The organism is Peribacillus sp. 05N428, from assembly GCF_056397085.1.
Genome location: NZ_JBFTMS010000012.1, coordinates 48,599 through 68,197 on the forward strand (window position 1 = coordinate 48,599; position 19,599 = coordinate 68,197).

Here is a 19,599-nt window from a genome sequence, read left to right on the forward strand (position 1 = left end):
ATGCTAGAGGGAGGGTACTTCCATCCAATTATTTATTAACCATGTTAGCAGGATCGACCCATGCTTTGAATTCATCTTCCGTAAGGAACTCCAGTTTCAATGCCGCTTCTTTTAACGTGGAGTTGTCCTTGAAGGCAGTTTTGGCAATCTTGGCTGCTTTTTCATAACCGATATGCGGGTTCAATGCTGTTACCAGCATAAGGGAACGCTCTACATTTTCTTTAATCTTATCTTCATTTGCAGTGATGCCAACCGCACAATTATCGTTGAAGGAATGAATGCCTTCCGTCAATAATTTGACCGTTTGCAGGAAGTTATAGATGATGACTGGTTTGAACACATTCAATTCAAAGTTACCTTGGCTTGCTGCAAAGCCAATTGTAGCATCGTTACCCACGATTTGTGTCGCAATCATGGTAAGCGCTTCACTTTGGGTCGGATTGACTTTACCTGGCATGATGGAGCTGCCCGGCTCGTTTTCCGGAATGGCAATTTCTCCGATTCCGCTTCTCGGTCCGCTTGCAAGCCATCTGACATCGTTCGCAATTTTCATTAAATCCGCCGCCAATGCTTTCAAAGCACCGTGTGCGTAGACGATTTCGTTATGGCTAGTCAATGCATGGAACTTATTATCAGATGTGACAAAAGGATATCCTGTATCCGCTGCAATTTGTTTGGCAGAAAGTCCCGGGAATTCTTTCTTTGTATTGATTCCGGTTCCTACAGCCGTTCCGCCTAAAGCAAGGTTCAATAGTTTTTGGCTGCTTTCCTCAATCATCGCCAAATCTTTATCGAGCATCGCTTTCCAACCGGAAATTTCTTGTCCTAATGTTAAGGGTGTAGCATCTTGAAGATGTGTCCGGCCGATTTTCACGACATCCCAAAATTCTTTTTCTTTTGTATCGAATGTATCACGAAGTGCTTTGATGGCAGGAACCAATTTTTCAGCGACTTCCATAAAGGCTGCAATATGCATGGCAGTCGGGAAAGTATCATTTGAGCTTTGTGCCTTGTTAACATCATCATTCGGGTGAAGGATTTCCGATTCACCATTTTCTTTTAACCATTCATTCCCTTTGTTCGCGACCACTTCATTCACATTCATATTACTTTGCGTACCGCTTCCCGTTTGCCAAACTACAAGCGGGAAATGTTCATCAAGCGTACCTTCAAGGATTTCGCCGCAAATCTTGACGATGGCGTTCTTTTTAACTTCGGAAAGATCACCAAGATCAAAGTTCACCTTTGCAGCAGCTTGTTTAACGTATGCAAATGCACGAACCAATTCAATCGGCATTTTTTCGTTACCGATTTTGAAATTGTTACGGCTTCTCTCAGTTTGTGCTCCCCAATATTTATCAGCAGGAACTTTCACTTCACCCATCGTATCTCGTTCGATTCTGTATTCCATGTGTTCTCCTCCTAAGTTTGCACTATTCATTGAAGAATTTTTGCATATGAAATGAATAATGTCGGATTATTCTTTCTCTCCATACATTGTACAAACTTTATTATTTTAAAGCAAAAATATCCCGCTGACCCTTTCCATATTTCTGAAAAATCCTAGGCCATTCATATTTAGATGAAAATTTGGATATTCTTTTTTGACACATAAAGTGTAGGCACCGCTAGGCTTCAATTGACCTGGCCATGAACACCAACACATCATCACTCCCAAAATGTCCTTGACAGTATTTTGTATATATAGTAAATTCAAAAGAAATTGAATAATCTAAACTCTTATCGAGAGAGGTAGAGGGAATGGCCCGATGACACCTCAGCAACCTTCATTTGTTTCAAACCAATGAAAAGGTGCTAATTCCACAAGTTTATGAACTTGGAAGATAAGAAGAATGACTCGTCACTACTTAATCAAAGTCTTCTTCTTAAAGAAGACTTTTTTTTATTTTATTTAACTCAAAGGAGCAGTGAAAACCATGTATAAACCTGAAACATATCTTGCTCAATTAGGAAATCGCAGTGAAACGGCGACAGGAACAGTCAATCCGCCGGTATACTTTTCAACAGCTTTTCGCCACGAAGGAATCGGTCAATCGACGGGATTCGACTACACAAGGACAGGTAACCCTACCCGCCAGCTATTGGAGCGATCCATCGCCGATCTGGAAAAAGGAGACCAAGGCTATGCCTGCAGTTCAGGAATGGCCGCCATCTCCACTATACTCGCCCTTTTTAAATCTGGTGATGCGTGGATTGTCAGTGAAGATCTTTATGGCGGTACATATCGGCTGTTAGAACAAGGTTTTAAAAAATGGGGATTGCAGTGTGACTATGTAAACACTTGTTGTTTGGAGGATATCGAAAAAGCCATCACTCCTCACACGAAAGCCATCTTCATCGAAACTCCCACTAACCCTCTTATGCAGCAAACGGATATTAGCGCCGTTGCCGCATTGGCTAAACGATATAATTTATTGCTAATCGTTGATAACACTTTTTACACGCCTCTTATTCAACAACCCATCTTGCTTGGAGCGGATATTGTGATCCACAGTGCAACCAAGTATCTCGGTGGTCATAATGATGTGCTCGCCGGACTGATCGTTGCTAGCGGCGCTGAGTTATGTGATGCACTGGCCTTCCATCATAATGGCACTGGAGCTGTCTTGAGCCCATTTGATTCTTGGCTGTTGATGCGCGGAATGAAAACCCTGGCATTGCGGATGGAGCGTCATGAAAAGAATGCCAAGATACTTGTAGATTACTTATCGGAGCATGATTGTGTTACGGACGTATTGTATCCAGGCCGAGGCGGCATGATTTCTTTCCGCATCATTGATGAAGCGGCGGTCAACCCATTTTTACAATCGCTCTCATTAATTTCCTTTGCAGAAAGCCTTGGAGGGGTCGAAAGCTTCATCACCTATCCTGCCACACAAACACATGCCGATATACCGCTTGAAGTCAGAATGGCAAACGGGGTTTGTAATCGATTGCTCCGCTTCTCCGTTGGCATCGAAGATAGCGACGATTTGATTGGTGACTTGCAGCAAGCATTCGCACATGTAAAAAGGGAGGCACTACGATGACAGATCATGATTTTAGCTTTGAAACGAAATTACTTCATAATCAACATAAATTCGATCCGGTAACGGGCGGTGTGAGCGTCCCCATTCAGCATGCATCGACTTTCCATCAATCCGATATCGATCAATTCGGCAAATATGACTACAGCAGAAGCGGGAACCCAACTCGCGAGGCACTTGAAGATATCATTGCCGATCTAGAGGAAGGCACTCACGGCTTTGCCTTTTCATCAGGTATGGCTGCCATTTCAACAGCCTTCCTCCTATTGTCTGCCGGAGACCATATCGTCATTTCCGAAGATGTGTATGGCGGAACGTTCAGGATGGTCACAAGCGTATTGAACCGTTTCAATATTGAGCATACCTTCGTTGACATGACGGACCTTGAAAGTGTCAAAGCGGCGGTTCAGCCAAATACCAGGGCCATATACATTGAAACGCCTTCAAATCCGTTACTTAAAGTGACCGATATTCAAGCTGTATGTGATATCGCAAAAAAAGCTGGTGCCTTAAGTTTTGTTGATAATACATTCTTGACGCCCGCATTGCAAAAACCGCTGAATCTGGGCGCTGATGTTGTCCTTCATAGCGCGACGAAGTTTTTATCCGGCCATAGTGATGTGGTAGCTGGGCTTGCGGTCGTGAAAGATCCGGAATTGGCGGCAAGACTCGGTTCGCTTCAAAACTCCTTTGGAGCGGTCCTTGGTGTCCAGGATGCGTGGCTCGTAATGAGAGGCTTGAAAACCTTGTCAGTTAGAATGGAACATTCACAAAAAGGGGCAGAAAAGATTGCAGCCTACTTAAAGGAGCAGCCCTTGGTGAAAAAAGTGTATTATCCCGGCCTAGCCGATCATCCACAGCACGCCATCCAGAAAGGCCAGTCACTCGGAGCGGGGGCGGTCCTTTCATTTGAATTGGAAAGTGAGGAAATCTTCCGTTCCTTCGTGAACACTGTCGAGCTCCCTGTTTTTGCCGTAAGCCTGGGAGCGGTAGAATCCATATTATCCTACCCGGCCAAAATGTCCCATGCGGCCATGCCTGCTGATGAAAGGGAAAAGCGAGGCATCACGAATAGCTTGCTCCGCCTCTCTGTCGGACTGGAAAATCCGGACGATTTAATCAAGGACTTCGAAGCTGCCCTCGTCAATATTGCCAAAGGGGAAGCAATTGCTGCAAAATGATTAAAGTAATGGGTGCCTCATATTTTATGGGCACCTTTTTTATTCCATCAATAAAAGAAGACCATCGATTTCCCGATGGCCTGACTCTCATTTCTTCATATTATATTTATCCAGGAAGCGATCCACCCGTCCGCCTTTTTCAGCAAACTTCTGCTTTCCTGTATAATAAGGGTGCGTATCCGAGCTGATTTCCACTTTTAATAAGGGATATGTTTGGCCGTCTTCCCAAACGATCGTTTCATTGGACGTCTTAGTGGAGCCTGTCAAAAATTTATACCCACTGTTGGTATCCATGAATACCACTTGTTGATAATCGGGATGAATTTCTTGTTTCACTATTATCACCTCATCGTCAGTATAGGTATATCTTAAACGTAATGATTACTATTATCAATCATTATGCTTGAAGGTACCAAAAGTCGGTACCTTCATTATATTTTAATCTAGATGATCCACCCTTATTCAATTGTGTTCAGCCAGCCATGCCTTTATGCGGACCTGCCTGCAGTTCATACATTTGATAGTACTTCCCTTTCAGTTCCATTAATTCCTCATGTGTACCTTGCTCAGCAATCCGCCCTTTTTCCAGTACAAGAATTTGGTCGGCATTTTTTATCGTGGAAAGCCTATGTGCAATGATGAAGGTCGTTCTCCCTTTTTTCAGCACTTCCATTCCCTCCTGGATAATTGCCTCGGTTTCGGTGTCGATGCTTGCTGTCGCTTCATCCAAGATCAATATGGCCGGATTGAATGCGAGGGCACGGGCAAAAGAGATTAGCTGACGCTGTCCGGAAGACAGCGTTCCGCCTTTTTCGATCACGGGTTCGTCAAGCCCTAAAGGAAGATGCTTCAGCACTTTGTCCCCCCCGACATCTCTTAATGCTTTTTCAACCATTTCCCTTGTGATGCCTTTATGATTGAGACTGATATTGGAGGCGATGGTGCCAGTAAATAAATAGGGGTCCTGAAGGACGATCCCCATATGCTCCCTAAGCGTCTGATGGGGGATATCCAATATATTTCTGCCATCGATTTTGATCTTTCCTTCACTGCTGTCATAAAAGCGGAACAATAAATTCATTATGGAGCTTTTTCCTGAACCGGTGTGGCCAACTAAAGCGACCGTTTCCCCCTGTTTAGCGGAGAAGGAAATGTCCCTTAACACATATTCTTTATCCTTATAACCAAAAGAAACATTTTCGAATTGTACGTTTCCTTTGTATCTGGATATGTTTTCATCGCTGACTGCCAATCCCTTCTCATCCAATAAGCTGAACGTCCTCTCCCCTGCAACAAGCGCCTGTTCAAGATTAGCGAACTGATTAACGATTCCGTGAAGCGGATGTAGCAGGCGGCTGATCAAATCAACAATTGCATACATCATCCCTAAGGAAATGGCCGAACCCGCTGTAAGGGAAATACCGCCAAAATACCAGACGAAGGCCATCAGCGCCAAAACCTTAATGACGCCAATCAAGTTTCCACCCGTCAACGAGTTCAAATGGAGCATTTTATTTTGATAGGAAAAATGCTCCCGGTTCAGATTTTCAAAAGATTGCTTCGTCTCCTTTTCACGTCCAAATGCCTGAATGATGCTCATACCAGAAATGGATTCATTGATCATTCCATTAATATCGCTGACCCGTTCCCGAATGATGTGATTATATTTCGAGGCGAATTTACGGTATACCATCGTCCAGATAACGATGATCGGAATAAGTAGAAGGCCAATGGTACCGACTCGTGGATCCAGAATAAACAAAGCAATTAGAACGCCGAAAATATTAATGGTACTCGAGAAGAAGTTGGCGAGCACGGTTACATATAATTCCCGGATAGCTTCCGTATCATTAGTGACCCTGGCTACAACTTTACCCGCTGGCATATTATCGAAATAACGTATCGGCAAACGGGAAATATGCCTAAATATATCATTTCGCATCTTCTGTATGATTCGGTTCGCCGCTTTCTGTAAATAAAAACTCTGGCCATATTGAAAAATGGAGGAAAGGATGACAAGGCTGAAATAAAAAGCCACAAGCTTAATGATCCGCGGGATTTCCGGTTGATAAAATCCCATCACTTCCTGACTCGTCAATTTCACTGCTTGCGCACGTTGCTCTTTCCCGTCTTTTTTGATGATCAATGATTGGTTCTCCAAGGTTCTGCGCCCATCGATAGGGACTGCTTCATCTACGAAGACAAATTGATTGCCAACCTGCAGAACATGGACTTCCCTGCCTTTCTTCTCACCTTTTGAAAAGTAATCAGCCCGTTTATACCAATTTCCATCATACTTAACTGCATCTTTTCCTTTACCTGCTTCATGCCAGGAAGATTCGATGCCAAGTATATGTGAATCGATGATTTTCTTGGCAACGAAAGGACCCGTTAAATCGGCCGCTACCGAAAGAGCAAGCATGATCAGGGCGCCAATGATCAATTTTTTATAAAGGGCAGCATAATTAAAAAGTTTCTTTACGACCTTCATGCCTTCACCTCCGTTCCTTCGTCAACCTGCTGTCGTTCATATTGCTCCCTATACCAGCCATCATTCAGCAGTAAATCCGCATGAGTCCCCTCTTCGATGATCTTTCCGCTGTCCAATACGATAATCCTGTCCGCGTGCTGAACGGCTGATAAGCGGTGGGTTGTGATGATGGTCGTTTTCCCTGCCCGTTCATTTTGGATATTTTCGATGATCGTCGTTTCCGTTTTTGCATCGACAGCGGATAAGGAATCATCCAATATAAGAATTTCCGGATTTTTGATCAATGCCCTGGCAATCGAGATCCTCTGCTTTTGCCCACCGGACAGAGCGACACCCTTCTCACCGACGAGTGTCTCTAGACGGTTTGGCAGCATCATTAAGTCCTTCTCAAAATCCGCAAGCCGGATGGCTTCAGCCAGTTCATCTTCCGTTGCATCCATTTTACCGAATAAGATATTTTCCCTAACAGTCTTCGAGAATAAAAAATGGTCCTGTGGAACATATCCGATCCATTCACGGATATCTTCAAGGCTCAGTTGCTCCAGCGGCTTGCCTGCAAAAGCGATTTCACCTGTTCCTAAAGGATATTCTCGCAGCAATTGCTTCACGAATGTCGTTTTTCCACTACCTGTTTTCCCCACTATCCCCAATGTTTGACCGCGCTCAAGCTGAACGGAAATATCGGATAGATTCACAACCGTTGAGGAAGGGTATGTAAAATGCACTGAATTGAATTGGATATTCCCCGGGTTCGTAATACTCTCCAGCCTCATTGAATTCTTCACATCCGCTTCATACGAAAGGGTATCCTGAACACGGTCTAGCGAAGCATTTCCCCTTTGCATGACATTGATCAGTTCACCCACCGCGATCATCGGCCAGATTAACATGCCTAGGTACACATTGAACGAAACAAGTCCGCCAAGCGTTATGGCCTGTTGAAACACAAGATAAGCCCCATAGCCCAACCCGATTAAATAACTGATGCCAATGATAATGCTGATCGTCGGATCAAAGAGGGCGTCGATCCTTGCCACGGCTAGGTTTTTGCGATATACATCCTCGGTCATTTCCTCAAATCGCTTTTCATCTTCCCGTTCCTGGACATAGGCACGGATAACACGGACACCGGAAATGGATTCCAGGACCTTGTCATTTAAAGTGCCAAAGGCTGCTTGTGCATCCGTAAAACGTTTGTAAATTTTCTTCACGTAAATTTGCATCAGCACTGCCATGATCGGAAGCGGCAGCACCGCCGCAATCGTTAACTGCCAGCTGATCGTGGCTCCCATCATGACCACTACCGTGATGGTGAACAGCACCGCGTCAACGAGGGTCAATATCCCGAAACCAGCTGTGAGGGATATGGCCTTTAAATCATTGGTTGCCCTTGCCATTAAATCTCCTGTACGGTTTTTTTCATAAAAACTCGGCGTCATTTTCAGCAAATGTCCCATAAACCCTGACCTTAGTTTCCGTTCGACCAAGTTTCCGCCGCCGAATAACAGATAACTCCATAAGTAACCAAATAGGTAACTGCCGATCAGTACCATGAGCAAATAAATAACGTATTTCATGACCCCTTCCTGCGTCATGCTGCCATTGTTCATATCATCGATGGCATTCCCGACAAGTTTTGGCGGGATAACCTCCAAGATATTCACTAGACATAGAAATAAAATCGCCAAGGTGTAACGCTGCCACTGTTCTTTAAAGAACCAGGACAGCTTTTTAAAAATCGCAAACATGAATTCCCCTCCCTTTTGGTCAAACCTTTCACTCGCTAACCGCTTTCTGGATCTCCCGGCTGCAATAAGATTTCCAATGTTTTTTGTCTCATTTATAGTTCCTCCTATCCTTTATATGGAAAGGGTGCTAATGCACCTGGATCCAAAATGCCAAAAAGCCCCCGCCAATTAGCGGAAGCTTTTTTAGATGCGTAATAACACATATAAAAACGCAGGCCGCGAAAATTCCACAACCTGCGCTTTAAAATCATGAATGGAAACGAGGAATCCTATGTCTGGAAAGACAAGGTCTCAGGGCAGGCGGAAGTATGATATTCAATTGTGACATCACTGTGCTTAACTGATTTAGTCATGACGTTCGCCTCCTTTTCCATTGATTAATGGTAATTTTTAACTTGTTTTTAAAGATTACTACGATTGCATATTTTTGTCAATTGTGACTTTTCTAGATTATTGATGGATAATCCTTTATTCTAATAAGAATGACGCAACCTAAGGAGGTTCAGCATATGCAATGGAGAAAATATATACTCCTGGCGGTTCCCTTTTTATTATCAGCCATTTTCATCTTATTTGCCGTACCGGTCCAATATAGATTTTTATCCTTCATTCCTGTGTTTCTTTTCTGGATAGTTTATTATATTTTATTGTACCGGGAAAAGAAGAAAAAAAGATGACATCACCTTGGGGCCGTTGTAAATGCAACGCCCCTTTCTTGATGGCCCTGCATATAATGATCGAAAAACATTCGTGGTGAAATGTATGCTTTCCCAATATTTGCAAAAGCTGTTGGGTAAACACCCTGCCAAAACCAAACCGATCATCGATTCTGAAAGATATGACACGCTAAAATCCCGTTTACAAAAAGAGCTCTTTCAGCCTGTTGATGAGTCAAAAGCTTTTTTCCCCGAGGAAGCCGCTCTGATAAAAAGCATTCGAACCGAAACGGCTGCCTTGAACCGGAACAATATCACAAGAACACAAGCCTATCTTGCCTTTTACAATCGCAATCCAGAGGTTCACTGGGCCTTTTTAGCACATATGGTTTCGAGGAATGGAGGATACCATATGACTGACTTGAAAAGTTCAAACATGACCCATCTACTTGACAGAGCGGAACGGCAGAAATTTTTCCTTTTCCTTGAGCGTGCCAATTCAGCCATATTTGCAGATGCCTTCCCCCAGCTTCTTTTATATGAACATTCTAAACAAAAAGAACTACCGCTAAGAAGGTATTTACCAGTATTCCGCATTTCAAGATTCATGACCCCGATTTGGGAATCCTTCATCGAAGAGCCCCATTCACCCCTTTTGACAACGGCTCTTATCATTAATGAACAAAGAATGCTTCAGGAAAGGATATTAAAACGCACCCGTCATGGTGAAATCCTCCGAAGGCTTGATTTTCAGCTTCAGGAATACTTAGGCTTCATGAAAGTGATCTTTCCTTATGCAAACAAGCAAAAAGGACTTCATTCCTTGACAGGACTTACCGTCGAACGCTTTGCCGACCCGAAACAGCGTATTGCAACGGGGAAATTATTATATGGGCTTCTTTTTCAGCATCCGGTGGTTTTTCGCGGTGTTCGCCATTTTACAAAAGAGATTTCCCACACGGGTTCCAGGGAGGATTACTGGGCAAGCATATATACCTCTGATGGATCCACGTCAAAAGCTGATAAAATCTTCAGTCCCACTCTTCATGATGCATGGAAAGATCAACTATTCTTTCCTCCCCATTCCTTTGATTGGTTCACGAATGAAAGCTTCATGGAAGATTTACGAAGTTTACCGATCATTAAAAAGGAGGACCTGACCAACGAGGTGCTAGAAAATGTCAAGCAGCTCAAAACCCTTAACGAAATGAAAGCCATTTTCTAGCATGATGCCTCTTACTTTGAATATCCCATCCGCCATTTGGCAAGAATGGTTAGCAAAAAGAATGGGTGAATCAAATGAGAGGCATTGTACTATTGAATCCAAATTACAAAATTGGGGATTTACATACGGATGAAAGCTTGGCAATCCAAAAGATCGTGACGGACAAGTATATGGAAGAGAATAATATTTCCCCGGTCATACTCAATCCGTATCAAATCCACCCTTATTACACCATCCCGCATGAGCTTCTATCCAATTTACAAAGTAAAAAAACGGGGCAAATCGATTGCCTTGTGCTTCACTCCCTGGAAACCATTGAACGCTTCAACTATATTTACCCTGAAAAATGGTATGAGCTATGCGGATATTTCAAAGGGATTATCAGTGTCACGACTCAAACTCCCGTTAGGAAATATGAAGCAAAATAAAATCATGGTACTTAAGTCGCTGTAGTGAATTAGGGTTATAGTCATTAATCGTTCATATACAAGACTTCTTTCCAAGTACCTTGATTTATGCTCCCCTTTTTTATATGAGCACCCCAACCACGCATCCCTACTAATGATTGCCGCTGTACCGCTTCTTCCTCTATTTATCTATTATATCAATTTTCCCAATTATAAGATTACTAGGAATTATATAACTCCAAAACATTGTTTTGGAAATATAGATAAATTTACGGATAAAGCATAGAAAAATAAGTTAATTTTATATATCATTGGAGATAGGAATTTTCTTATTTTTTACTTTTACTAGAAAGGAATGTTAATGATGGCCAAAGAAAAAAAGAAAAAAACCCCAATTCCTTTCCGACTGAACTTCATGTTCTTTTTAATATTCATTTTATTTTCAAGCTTAATAATCCGGCTTGGCATCGTCCAAATCGTGTATGGGGATGATTACCTTCGCGAAGTCGACCGAACGGAAAACGATGTGGCCAATACCCCTGTTCCCCGGGGCAAGATGTATGACCGGAACTTGAATCCGGTCGTTGATAATGAGCCGCGTAATGCCATCACCTATACGAAATACCCGAATACGAAAACGGCCGATATGGTGAAGACGGCAGAGGTCCTTGCCACCTTGATAGAAAAAGATACCAAAAAGGTAACCCTTCCGGATAAAAAGGATTTTTGGATTTTAAAGCATCCGAAAGAAGCCGAAGCCTTGATCACCAAGGCCGAGAAGAAGAAGGTAATCGAAAAGAAACTGGAGCAAAAAGATTTATACAAACTTCAAATGGAACGGGTAACCGATGAGGATATCAAGGAATTCACCAAGGATGAATTGGAAGTGATCGCCATCTTCCGGGAATTCAATAGCGGCTATGCCCTCGCACCTTCGATCGTAAAGAATAAAGATGTCTCCACTAAGGAATTCGCCAGGGTCAGTGAACATTTGGCTGAAATGCCAGGCGTGGATGTAACGACGGATTGGGAAAGGACCTATAAGTATGATGAGACCCTCCGCTCGGTTCTTGGCAAGGTCTCTTCTTCCGAAGAAGGCATTCCCAATGAAAATATTGACTATTATCTGGCACGCGACTATACCAGGAATGACCGGGTCGGAAAAAGTTATATTGAAAAACAATATGAAGATGTCCTGCGCGGTCAAAAGACGCGGATTGAAAATGTGCTGAGCAAAGGGGAAGTCATCAAAACGAATACCCTCACTGAAGGGCAAAGCGGAAAAGACTTGGTCCTTACAATTGATATGGAGCTGCAGCAGCAGGTTGAAAAAATCATCGAGAACGAATTGCGCAAAACCAAGGCTAAGGGAAATACCTACTTATTGGATCGTGCCTTCGTCGTTTTAATGGACCCGAATACAGGCGAGGTGCTTACGATGGCCGGCAGGCAATACGGCCGTAACAGTAAAACAGGCTTGACCGAAATGAACGATTTTGCCCTTGGAAACATTACGACCTCCTATACGATGGGATCATCTGTTAAAGGAGCCACTGTCTACACAGGCTTTCAGACAGGAGCCATCGCACCAGGGTCAGCTTTTTTTGACAGGAAACTCCTTTTAGCAGGGGCTCCTAAGAAAGGATCTTATAGTGATTTGGGTTATGTAACCGATGTCTCCGCGTTAAAGAAATCATCGAATGTCTATATGTTCATGACGGCAATCAAAATTGCCGGCGGTCATTATATCCCTAACCGGCCGTTAGGAATCAACCGGGAAGCTTATTCCATCATGCGGAATCATTATGCCCAATTTGGCTTGGGTGTCCGTACCGGCATCGACCTGCCAAATGAATCCGTAGGGTTTAAAGGAGTCGATATGTCAACAGACGGATTGCTGCTGGATTTATCGATCGGGCAGTATGATACATATACCCCTATGCAATTGGCACAGTATGTTTCGACGATTGCAAATGGCGGAAAAAGGCTTGAGCCCCATATGGTCAGGGAAATCAGGAATCCATCCAACGAACACAATGAATTGGGCAGCGTCTTTAAAACAATGAGTCCCAAAGTGTTAAACGATTTAGGCGGGAAAGACGTTTGGATGCAGCGTGTCCAGGAAGGATTCAGGCAGGTTGCCCAGGAGCCAGGCGGGACGGCATATAAATATTTCGGCGGGAAGTCTTACCGTGCGGCAGCAAAAACGGGTACTGCCGAGGCCTTTTACGACGGACCGCGGAGAAATCAATATAGCGCTCCAGTCCCGACTATCAATTTGACGCTTGTAGGTTATGCACCTCACAATAATCCGGAAGTGGCATTCTCTGTCGTCGTGCCATGGGTGTATCAAGGCAAGCCCTCTGATGATATTAACAAAAGGATCGGGCGGGACGTAATGGACGCCTACTTTAAATTGAAGGAAAAAAGAGCAAAAGGTGAATTTGGTGCAGATAAAGCAGTAGAAAGCACTCAATGATGAATACAAAAAAGGCCTGCTCGATTACGAGCAGGCCTTTTTATGATGCCCATTTATTCCAGCTTTTGAACGAATTCCTTATAAAGGGCCCTAAGGGCATCTCCCCTGCTGATGATGCCGACGACTTTATCATTTTTGTCCACGACGGGGATTTTCTTGAAATGATGCTTGGAAAGGACCTTTATCAATTCATCTAGCGGATCTTCGGGAGATAGCTTTGTAATCCTTTTATTTTTAATGATTTGTGAGACTTTATCATTCATTTTGGATGTAACCTTTTCATCCAATTCTTCACCGGGAAGAACCGTAATGTAGGTGAAATACCCCATGATGGCTTCCTCTGCAGGTGTCAAGTAACGTAGGATATCCCCGTCCGTCACCATTCCCAATAGCTTATCATGTTCATCCACAACGGGGACCCCGCCCACTTTATTTTCGATCAATATCCGCAGAATTTCCTTTAATGTAAAATCAGGACGGGCTACAAAGACTTCCCTTATCATGAAATCCTTAACTAACATATTACCACCCCTTTTTTAAGTTTGTACGCTCTATATTCATCTCTCCCCTATTAATACCCTTACTTACTCTATTTAAAAACCCTTGCCGCCTGAACTGCCTTTTTCCAGCCATTATATAAATCCTTCCGTTCCTGTTCTTCCATCTCGGGTTCGAATTTCTTATCGACTGCCCATAGCTTTGAAATCTCTTCCTGACTTTCCCAATATCCGACAGCGAGCCCCGCCAAATACGCCGCTCCTAACGCTGTCGTTTCACTAATAATGGGTCTTTCGACAGGTACATTCAGGAGGCCGCTTTGGAATTCCATCAAGAAGTTGTTTTTGACAACCCCGCCATCGACCCTCAATGCCTTTAGGTTAATGCCTGAATCGACTTCCATGGCGCTAAGGACATCTTTTGTCTGGTAGGCCAATGCTTCCAATGTTGCCCGGACGAAATGCTCCTTCGATGTCCCCCTTGTCAGTCCGAATACAGCTCCCCTGACATCACTATCCCAATAAGGGGTACCTAATCCAACAAATGCGGGAACTACATAGACACCATCGGCTGAAGTGACCCGCAAAGCATACTTTTCACTGTCTTTCGGATCATGCAAGAGTTTCAGTCCATCCCTTAACCATTGTATGGCCGAACCTGCGACAAAAATACTTCCTTCCAAGGCATATTCGACTTTTCCATTCAGCCCCCATGCAATCGTGGTCAACAGGCCATGCTCTGATTTCACTGCCTTTTCTCCTGTGTTCATCAGCATGAAGCATCCGGTGCCATACGTATTCTTAGCCATTCCTTTTTCAAAGCATTCTTGGCCGAACAATGCGGCCTGTTGATCTCCCGCTGCTCCGGCAATCGGGATTTCGTGCCCAAAGAAATGGTGTGGTGCTGTTTTCCCGTATACCTCCGATGAAGAACGAACATCCGGAAGCATCGACCGCGGAACCTGCAGGATTTCCAGCAGCTCTTCGTCCCACTTCAGGTCATGAATGTTATACATCAGCGTCCTTGAGGCATTCGAATAATCGGTTACATGTGATTTACCACCCGAAAGTTTCCATATCAGCCACGTATCGATCGTACCAAACAATAAGTCTCCGTTTTCAGCCTTTTCCCGTGCCCCATCTACATGGTCGAGAATCCATTTCACCTTCGTTCCGGAAAAATATGCATCAATCAATAATCCGGTTTTCTGCAAAAATAAGTCATCGAGGCCTTCACCCTTCAATTGCGTACAAATTTCGCTAGTCTGCCGGGATTGCCAGACGATGGCATGATGAATCGGCTGACCTGTTTCCTTATCCCATACCACAGTCGTCTCCCGTTGATTCGTTATGCCAATTCCAGCGATCTGTTCAGGCCTTACATTCATTTCCGATAGACAGGAAGCGATTACCGATAGGATGGAACCCCAAATTTCATTGGCGTTATGCTCCACCCATCCTGGATTCGGAAAATATTGGGTGAATTCCTTTTGGGCAATATGCAAAACTTCCCCGCTTTTATTAAATAAAATGGCCCGGGAACTTGTCGTTCCCTGGTCCAATGATAGTATGTAAGTCTCCACGGCTGTCTCCTCCTGCACTTAAGAAAAGGTTCATTTCAGCTTAAGTGTCATGCTGTTTTTTCTTTCTTCATTTTACTAGATATACCCGTGAAAACAAAAAATATATAAACTACTGCAGAAAACTGAAAAATATTGGCAGGTTAAGAGTTTATCTTTTACAATGAAAATAAGATTGATAGGAGGAATGGAAAATGAATAACCATGAAATAGATTTTAAATTATATGGAGATGACATGCAGTTTGTTGAAGTGGAATTGGATCCTCAGGAAACGGTGATTGCCGAGGCTGGAAGCTTAATGATGATGGAAGATCAAATCAAGATGGAAACCATCTTTGGTGATGGGTCTTCAAATGGTGACAGCGGAATGATGGGTAAGCTATTCGGGGCCGGGAAACGGCTACTTACTGGTGAGAGTCTTTTCATGACGGCTTTTACGAATGAAGGACGAGATAAAAAACACGTTTCATTCGCATCGCCATATCCAGGTAAAATCATCCCGATGGATTTAAGCGAGCTGGGCGGGAAAATCATATGTCAAAAAGACGCGTTCCTAGCGGCAGCGAAAGGCGTTTCAGTCGGAATCGAGTTTCAAAGAAAGATAGGGGCAGGCTTCTTTGGCGGTGAAGGGTTCATCATGCAAAAACTTGAAGGAGATGGAATGACCTTCGTTCATGCCGGCGGCACGATCCATAAAAAAGAATTGGCTGCAGGAGAGATCTTACGCGTCGATACAGGATGTTTAGTAGCAATGACTAGCGGGGTAGATTATAATATTGAAACTGTAAAAGGCGTGAAAACCGCTTTGTTCGGCGGCGAAGGTTTATTCTTTGCAACATTAAAAGGACCCGGAACAGTCTGGGTGCAATCTTTGCCATTCAGCCGGCTTGCCAGCCGTGTATTTGCTGCAGCCCCGCAAAATGGAGGATCATCCGAAGAAGGCAGCGTAGCTAGAGGCTTATTCAATTTATTCAACGATAAATAAGAACCGGACCAATGGCTGCCATCCTGGCAGTCATTGATCTTTTTTAAAAAGGATGGGTAGCTACATGCAGCTTGTTAAGTGGTCCTACATGAGACGCTATAATATCAGGGCAATTTTTGATCAATTCCCGAATTCGCCTGTTATTTTCCGAAAAATAAGAGATTACTATTTTGTTTATACCGTTCACTGGACAGCTGCCGATGCCCCTATCGGCATAAAAGAGCTTGAAGAAATGGAACAGCTGCTCAACCGTGAGCTCGGGACTGAACTGCAATATCTCTGCCGAAAAAAATGAGTTACTCCTCGTATATCATTTTTCTTGTCATGCCTCCATCGACGATAAGATCCTCACCCGTAACGAAATTATTTTCCGTTGCCGTCAAATAAAGACAGGCCCTTGCAATATCGTCGGGTTTGCCAACCCGATTGGAAAAATGCTGCTGGTGATCTTCATCCCTCAGCGATTCATAATCTCCCGTTTCAATCCACCCCGGAGAAATCGAATTGACCGTAATTTTCTCTTTGCCCAAAGAAGCGGCAAGTGCATGTGTCAGTGCTTTGATCCCTCCTTTGGTTGCTGCATATGATTCCGAATCAGGTTCAGACATCATCGCTCTGGTTGATGCTATATTGATGATCGCACCTCCCCTTTCATTTTTCCGCATCGATTCTGCCGCGGCCCGGGAACAAAGGAAAACACTGCGCAAATTCGTATTCATCATATCGTCCCATTCCTCTATCGTCAGATCATAAAGCGATTTGAATAATGCCTTTCCTGCATTATTGATTAATATATCAATGGTCTTATATGTTTTTAGAGTTACATCCATCAATTGTTGAATGTCAGCTTCCTTGCGTACATCCGTTTTAACGAACATGGCTTCATGACCGTTACTTTTGAGCTCTTCCACACACAGAAGTCCTTCCCGCTCGTCCAAATCTGCGAGAACGACTGAAGCGCCGCTTTCTGCATATCCCTTTGCCACGCCTCTCCCTATCCCATTCGAAGCACCTGTTACAATCACCGTTTTATTTTTGAAATCCATTATTCCAACCTCACTTTCACAGCCACTTTTCCCTATCATAATATCCAATCCGCTCCACTTCAAACAATTTTGAGCTATTTAAAAATCCTTTTCCTTATCATCAATAATCGCAGGGACCCTTATATTTTTGTAGCCTCCCTAAAGTGATGTATGATAGAGGGTAACAACAAGAATGAACCAGAGTGAAAGGCATCCGCTATTATCTTTCTTACAGTGTAAAAATTTATATTGGAGGAATGTAAAAATGGACTTATTAAAAAATGTGTTTTCTTTAGGATTAGGTGCTGCCGCTGCTACAAAAGAGCAAATTGAAAAAACGGTGGACTCTCTTGTCAAAAAAGGCGATATCAGCAAAGAAGACTCCAAGGTCCTTATTAAGCAATGGGTCGAAAAAGGGGAGCAAGCCCAAAAGCAGCTGGATGATTCCGTCAAGGCCAAAGTCAATCAAGCCCTCAATGGCCTAAACTTGGCAACTAAAGAAGAAGTCGAGGAATTGGAGCGCCGTATCGTAATTTTGGAGAAACAGAACCAAAACTTACAACCGTGACAGGAGGTACTTGAATGTTTCGCAAGCGACTGAAACACGCACATCGTTACCAAGAAATCATTAATGCCTTCTTGAAAAATGGGTTTGGTTACTTCATCTATCGCCTGGGATTATCCGAGAGTAAAGCGGGATCGAAACTCCAACCCGATGAAAACCTGAACCTCCGCTCAATCGGAGAGCGGCTGCATACGATATTACAAAGCTTGGGACCTACATTCATTAAACTTGGTCAGATTGCAAGTACGAGGCGTGATTTCGTTCCTGACGAAATCGTCCGCGAGCTTGAAAAGCTACAGGACCAGGTCACCCCCTTTCCATTTGATAGGGTCCGTAAAATTGTCGAAGCCGAATTGGGTGATTCTTTGGAAAACATTTTCCTTGAATTTAATGAAACCCCACTGGCGACCGCTTCGATTGGACAGGTCCATACGGCTCGGCTTCCATCAATGGAAGTCGTCGCAATCAAAGTGCAGCGGCCAGATATTCTGCCGACTGTGGAAACGGATTTGGAAATTCTCGATGATTTGGCAAGACTTATGGAAGCACGCATATCTTGGGCAAGACGCTACCAAATCAGAAAAATGATTGATGAATTCGCTAAATCACTCCGCGCAGAACTTGATTATAACTCCGAGGGTCGAAACGGGGAAAGAATAGCCAAGCAATTCATCGATGATCAAGGGTTTAAGGTACCAAGGATCCATTGGGAGTTTTCCACAAAAAGGGTCCTGACAATGGATTTCATTCAGGGAATTAAGATCAATCATTATAAACAGCTTGATGAGGAAGGTTATGATCGCCGGCAAATCGCGGAAAGATTAGCGAACTCCATGCTTCATCAAATATTGATCGATGGCTTTTACCACGGTGATCCCCACCCTGGCAATATCATCATATTGCCAGGGAATGTCGTCGCACTCATGGATTTCGGAATGGTGGGACGTCTGGAGGAAGAAACGAAATATCAGTTCGCCTCACTTGTCATCAATCTGAAACGCGGAAGCACCAATGGATTGATCAAGACGCTTTCAGATATGGGTCTCTTGACGGATGAAATCGATATGGCCCCATTAAGGGGGGATATTGATGAACTGCGAAATAAATATTATGATATCCCATTGAGCCAAATCAGCTTAGGCGGAGCAGTCAATGACCTGTTCACGGTTGCCAATCGGCACCAAGTCCAAATCCCACCCGAATTCACGATGCTCGGCAAGGCTCTGCTTACCATGGAGGCCATCGTCGAAGGATTAGATCCTAATTTCAGCATCATGAAGGCAGCTGAACCTTTTGGGGAAAGACTTTTTAAAGAACGCTACAACCCAAAAAACATTGCGAAGAACGCCTGGAATCAATTCATCGAGTCTGCTGAAGCCATTGCCGAATTGCCCAAGGATATCAGGGAAGTGACAGGCATCATTAAAAAAGGGAAATTGCGGCTCGATATCAACATTCCCGAACTTCAAGTTTTTTTACATAAGCTTGATCAAATCTCGAACCGGCTGTCGTTCAGTATCATCCTGCTTGCATTCAGCATAATCATGGTCGGTCTCATTATCGGCTCTGCAATAGGCGGGGAAACCTTGATCCTTTGGAAGATACCGGTTATCGAAATTGGTTTTGTCGTTGCAACCCTGATGTTCTTACTCATGCTCTACACTATTTTCAGATCCGGAAAAATGTAAAACTTCTTAAAATGGAATTCAGAT

17 protein-coding genes and 1 riboswitch are annotated in these 19,599 nt (G+C 43.7%); of the genes, 10 read left to right on the top strand and 7 right to left on the bottom strand.

Translation table 11 applies throughout. The features are described from left to right. Positions 1-28 precede the first annotated feature (28 nt). On the bottom strand, positions 29-1,411 hold the full coding sequence (gene fumC / locus AC1DIV_RS13495) for a class II fumarate hydratase (protein ID WP_340875125.1): 1,383 nt from the start codon (positions 1,409-1,411) through the stop codon (positions 29-31). Between the two features lie 326 nt (positions 1,412-1,737). Then, positions 1,738-1,851: riboswitch (SAM riboswitch) on the top strand. Positions 1,852-1,937: 86 nt separating this feature from the next. Here fumC and AC1DIV_RS13500 point away from each other — a divergent pair. Then, on the top strand, positions 1,938-3,050 hold the full coding sequence (locus AC1DIV_RS13500) for a methionine biosynthesis PLP-dependent protein (RefSeq protein WP_340875124.1): 1,113 nt from the start codon (positions 1,938-1,940) through the stop codon (positions 3,048-3,050). After that, positions 3,047-4,228: a cystathionine beta-lyase gene (metC, locus tag AC1DIV_RS13505; protein ID WP_053534051.1), complete on the top strand. Its 1,182-nt coding sequence runs from the start codon at positions 3,047-3,049 to the stop codon at positions 4,226-4,228. Before AC1DIV_RS13500 ends, metC begins: the two co-directional genes overlap by 4 nt. Positions 4,229-4,315: 87 nt before the next feature. Here the strand turns inward: metC and AC1DIV_RS13510 are convergent, their stop codons facing one another. The 3 genes from AC1DIV_RS13510 to AC1DIV_RS13520 form a co-directional block, all read right to left on the bottom strand. After that, positions 4,316-4,564, bottom strand: coding sequence for a type B 50S ribosomal protein L31 (locus AC1DIV_RS13510; RefSeq protein ID WP_034314776.1), 249 nt, complete (start codon positions 4,562-4,564; stop codon positions 4,316-4,318). A gap of 136 nt (positions 4,565-4,700) precedes the next feature. Further along, entirely contained in the window at positions 4,701-6,719 is a 2,019-nt protein-coding gene (locus tag AC1DIV_RS13515; protein WP_340875121.1) for an ABC transporter ATP-binding protein, read from the bottom strand. Continuing rightward, entirely contained in the window at positions 6,716-8,467 is a 1,752-nt protein-coding gene (locus tag AC1DIV_RS13520; protein WP_323597900.1) for an ABC transporter ATP-binding protein, read from the bottom strand. Before AC1DIV_RS13520 ends, AC1DIV_RS13515 begins: the two co-directional genes overlap by 4 nt. Before the next feature lie 509 nt (positions 8,468-8,976). Here AC1DIV_RS13520 and AC1DIV_RS13525 point away from each other — a divergent pair. From AC1DIV_RS13525 to AC1DIV_RS13540, 4 genes are all read left to right on the top strand, one after another. Beyond that, positions 8,977-9,144 carry a hypothetical protein gene (locus AC1DIV_RS13525; RefSeq protein ID WP_153246154.1) on the top strand — a complete coding sequence of 56 codons (168 nt, stop codon included), beginning with the start codon at positions 8,977-8,979 and terminating at the stop codon, positions 9,142-9,144. A gap of 22 nt (positions 9,145-9,166) precedes the next feature. Next, complete coding sequence (locus AC1DIV_RS13530) at positions 9,167-10,348, top strand: DUF2515 family protein (protein WP_340875119.1); 1,182 nt, start codon at positions 9,167-9,169, stop codon at positions 10,346-10,348. A 74-nt stretch (positions 10,349-10,422) separates the two neighbouring features. Continuing rightward, positions 10,423-10,776, top strand: coding sequence for a hypothetical protein (locus AC1DIV_RS13535; protein ID WP_340875117.1), 354 nt, complete (start codon positions 10,423-10,425; stop codon positions 10,774-10,776). Positions 10,777-11,119: 343 nt separating this feature from the next. Next, positions 11,120-13,234, top strand: a complete 2,115-nt coding sequence (locus tag AC1DIV_RS13540; protein ID WP_340875116.1) for a peptidoglycan D,D-transpeptidase FtsI family protein — start codon at positions 11,120-11,122, stop codon at positions 13,232-13,234. A gap of 53 nt (positions 13,235-13,287) precedes the next feature. Here the strand turns inward: AC1DIV_RS13540 and AC1DIV_RS13545 are convergent, their stop codons facing one another. Further along, positions 13,288-13,755: a CBS domain-containing protein gene (locus tag AC1DIV_RS13545; protein WP_214769613.1), complete on the bottom strand. Its 468-nt coding sequence runs from the start codon at positions 13,753-13,755 to the stop codon at positions 13,288-13,290. Between the two features lie 68 nt (positions 13,756-13,823). Next, positions 13,824-15,314, bottom strand: coding sequence for a glycerol kinase GlpK (glpK, locus tag AC1DIV_RS13550; protein ID WP_340875112.1), 1,491 nt, complete (start codon positions 15,312-15,314; stop codon positions 13,824-13,826). Between the two features lie 191 nt (positions 15,315-15,505). On the opposite strand from glpK, the gene AC1DIV_RS13555 reads away from it, so the two are divergent. Together AC1DIV_RS13555 and AC1DIV_RS13560 are read left to right on the top strand one after the other, a co-directional pair. Next, on the top strand, positions 15,506-16,297 hold the full coding sequence (locus AC1DIV_RS13555; protein WP_048687434.1) for a TIGR00266 family protein: 792 nt from the start codon (positions 15,506-15,508) through the stop codon (positions 16,295-16,297). 88 nt (positions 16,298-16,385) lie between these two features. Further along, positions 16,386-16,592: a hypothetical protein gene (locus AC1DIV_RS13560; protein ID WP_237752157.1), complete on the top strand. Its 207-nt coding sequence runs from the start codon at positions 16,386-16,388 to the stop codon at positions 16,590-16,592. A 1-nt stretch (position 16,593) separates the two neighbouring features. On the opposite strand, the gene AC1DIV_RS13565 is transcribed toward AC1DIV_RS13560, so the two are convergent. After that, a complete protein-coding gene (locus AC1DIV_RS13565; protein ID WP_323597973.1) occupies positions 16,594-17,343 on the bottom strand; it encodes a glucose 1-dehydrogenase in 750 nt (249 codons plus the stop codon). A gap of 244 nt (positions 17,344-17,587) precedes the next feature. On the opposite strand from AC1DIV_RS13565, the gene AC1DIV_RS13570 reads away from it, so the two are divergent. Next, complete coding sequence (locus AC1DIV_RS13570) at positions 17,588-17,890, top strand: phasin family protein (RefSeq protein WP_251538531.1); 303 nt, start codon at positions 17,588-17,590, stop codon at positions 17,888-17,890. 14 nt (positions 17,891-17,904) lie between these two features. After that, a complete protein-coding gene (locus AC1DIV_RS13575) occupies positions 17,905-19,575 on the top strand; it encodes an ABC1 kinase family protein (protein ID WP_289349236.1) in 1,671 nt (556 codons plus the stop codon). Positions 19,576-19,599: the final 24 nt, after the last annotated feature.

What these genes read in the sequence shown, in the direction of transcription:
- fumC (WP_340875125.1), bottom strand. Translation starts at nt 1,411, where the DNA reads ATGGAATACAGAATCGAACGAGATACGATGGGTGAAGTGAAAGTTCCT.
- AC1DIV_RS13500 (WP_340875124.1), top strand. Translation starts at nt 1,938, where the DNA reads ATGTATAAACCTGAAACATATCTTGCTCAATTAGGAAATCGCAGTGAA.
- metC (WP_053534051.1), top strand. Translation starts at nt 3,047, where the DNA reads ATGACAGATCATGATTTTAGCTTTGAAACGAAATTACTTCATAATCAA.
- AC1DIV_RS13515 (WP_340875121.1), bottom strand. Translation starts at nt 6,719, where the DNA reads ATGAAGGTCGTAAAGAAACTTTTTAATTATGCTGCCCTTTATAAAAAA.
- AC1DIV_RS13520 (WP_323597900.1), bottom strand. Translation starts at nt 8,467, where the DNA reads ATGTTTGCGATTTTTAAAAAGCTGTCCTGGTTCTTTAAAGAACAGTGG.
- AC1DIV_RS13525 (WP_153246154.1), top strand. Translation starts at nt 8,977, where the DNA reads ATGCAATGGAGAAAATATATACTCCTGGCGGTTCCCTTTTTATTATCA.
- AC1DIV_RS13530 (WP_340875119.1), top strand. Translation starts at nt 9,167, where the DNA reads ATGCAACGCCCCTTTCTTGATGGCCCTGCATATAATGATCGAAAAACA.
- AC1DIV_RS13535 (WP_340875117.1), top strand. Translation starts at nt 10,423, where the DNA reads ATGAGAGGCATTGTACTATTGAATCCAAATTACAAAATTGGGGATTTA.
- AC1DIV_RS13540 (WP_340875116.1), top strand. Translation starts at nt 11,120, where the DNA reads ATGGCCAAAGAAAAAAAGAAAAAAACCCCAATTCCTTTCCGACTGAAC.
- AC1DIV_RS13545 (WP_214769613.1), bottom strand. Translation starts at nt 13,755, where the DNA reads ATGTTAGTTAAGGATTTCATGATAAGGGAAGTCTTTGTAGCCCGTCCT.
- AC1DIV_RS13555 (WP_048687434.1), top strand. Translation starts at nt 15,506, where the DNA reads ATGAATAACCATGAAATAGATTTTAAATTATATGGAGATGACATGCAG.
- AC1DIV_RS13560 (WP_237752157.1), top strand. Translation starts at nt 16,386, where the DNA reads ATGAGACGCTATAATATCAGGGCAATTTTTGATCAATTCCCGAATTCG.
- AC1DIV_RS13565 (WP_323597973.1), bottom strand. Translation starts at nt 17,343, where the DNA reads ATGGATTTCAAAAATAAAACGGTGATTGTAACAGGTGCTTCGAATGGG.
- AC1DIV_RS13570 (WP_251538531.1), top strand. Translation starts at nt 17,588, where the DNA reads ATGGACTTATTAAAAAATGTGTTTTCTTTAGGATTAGGTGCTGCCGCT.
- AC1DIV_RS13575 (WP_289349236.1), top strand. Translation starts at nt 17,905, where the DNA reads ATGTTTCGCAAGCGACTGAAACACGCACATCGTTACCAAGAAATCATT.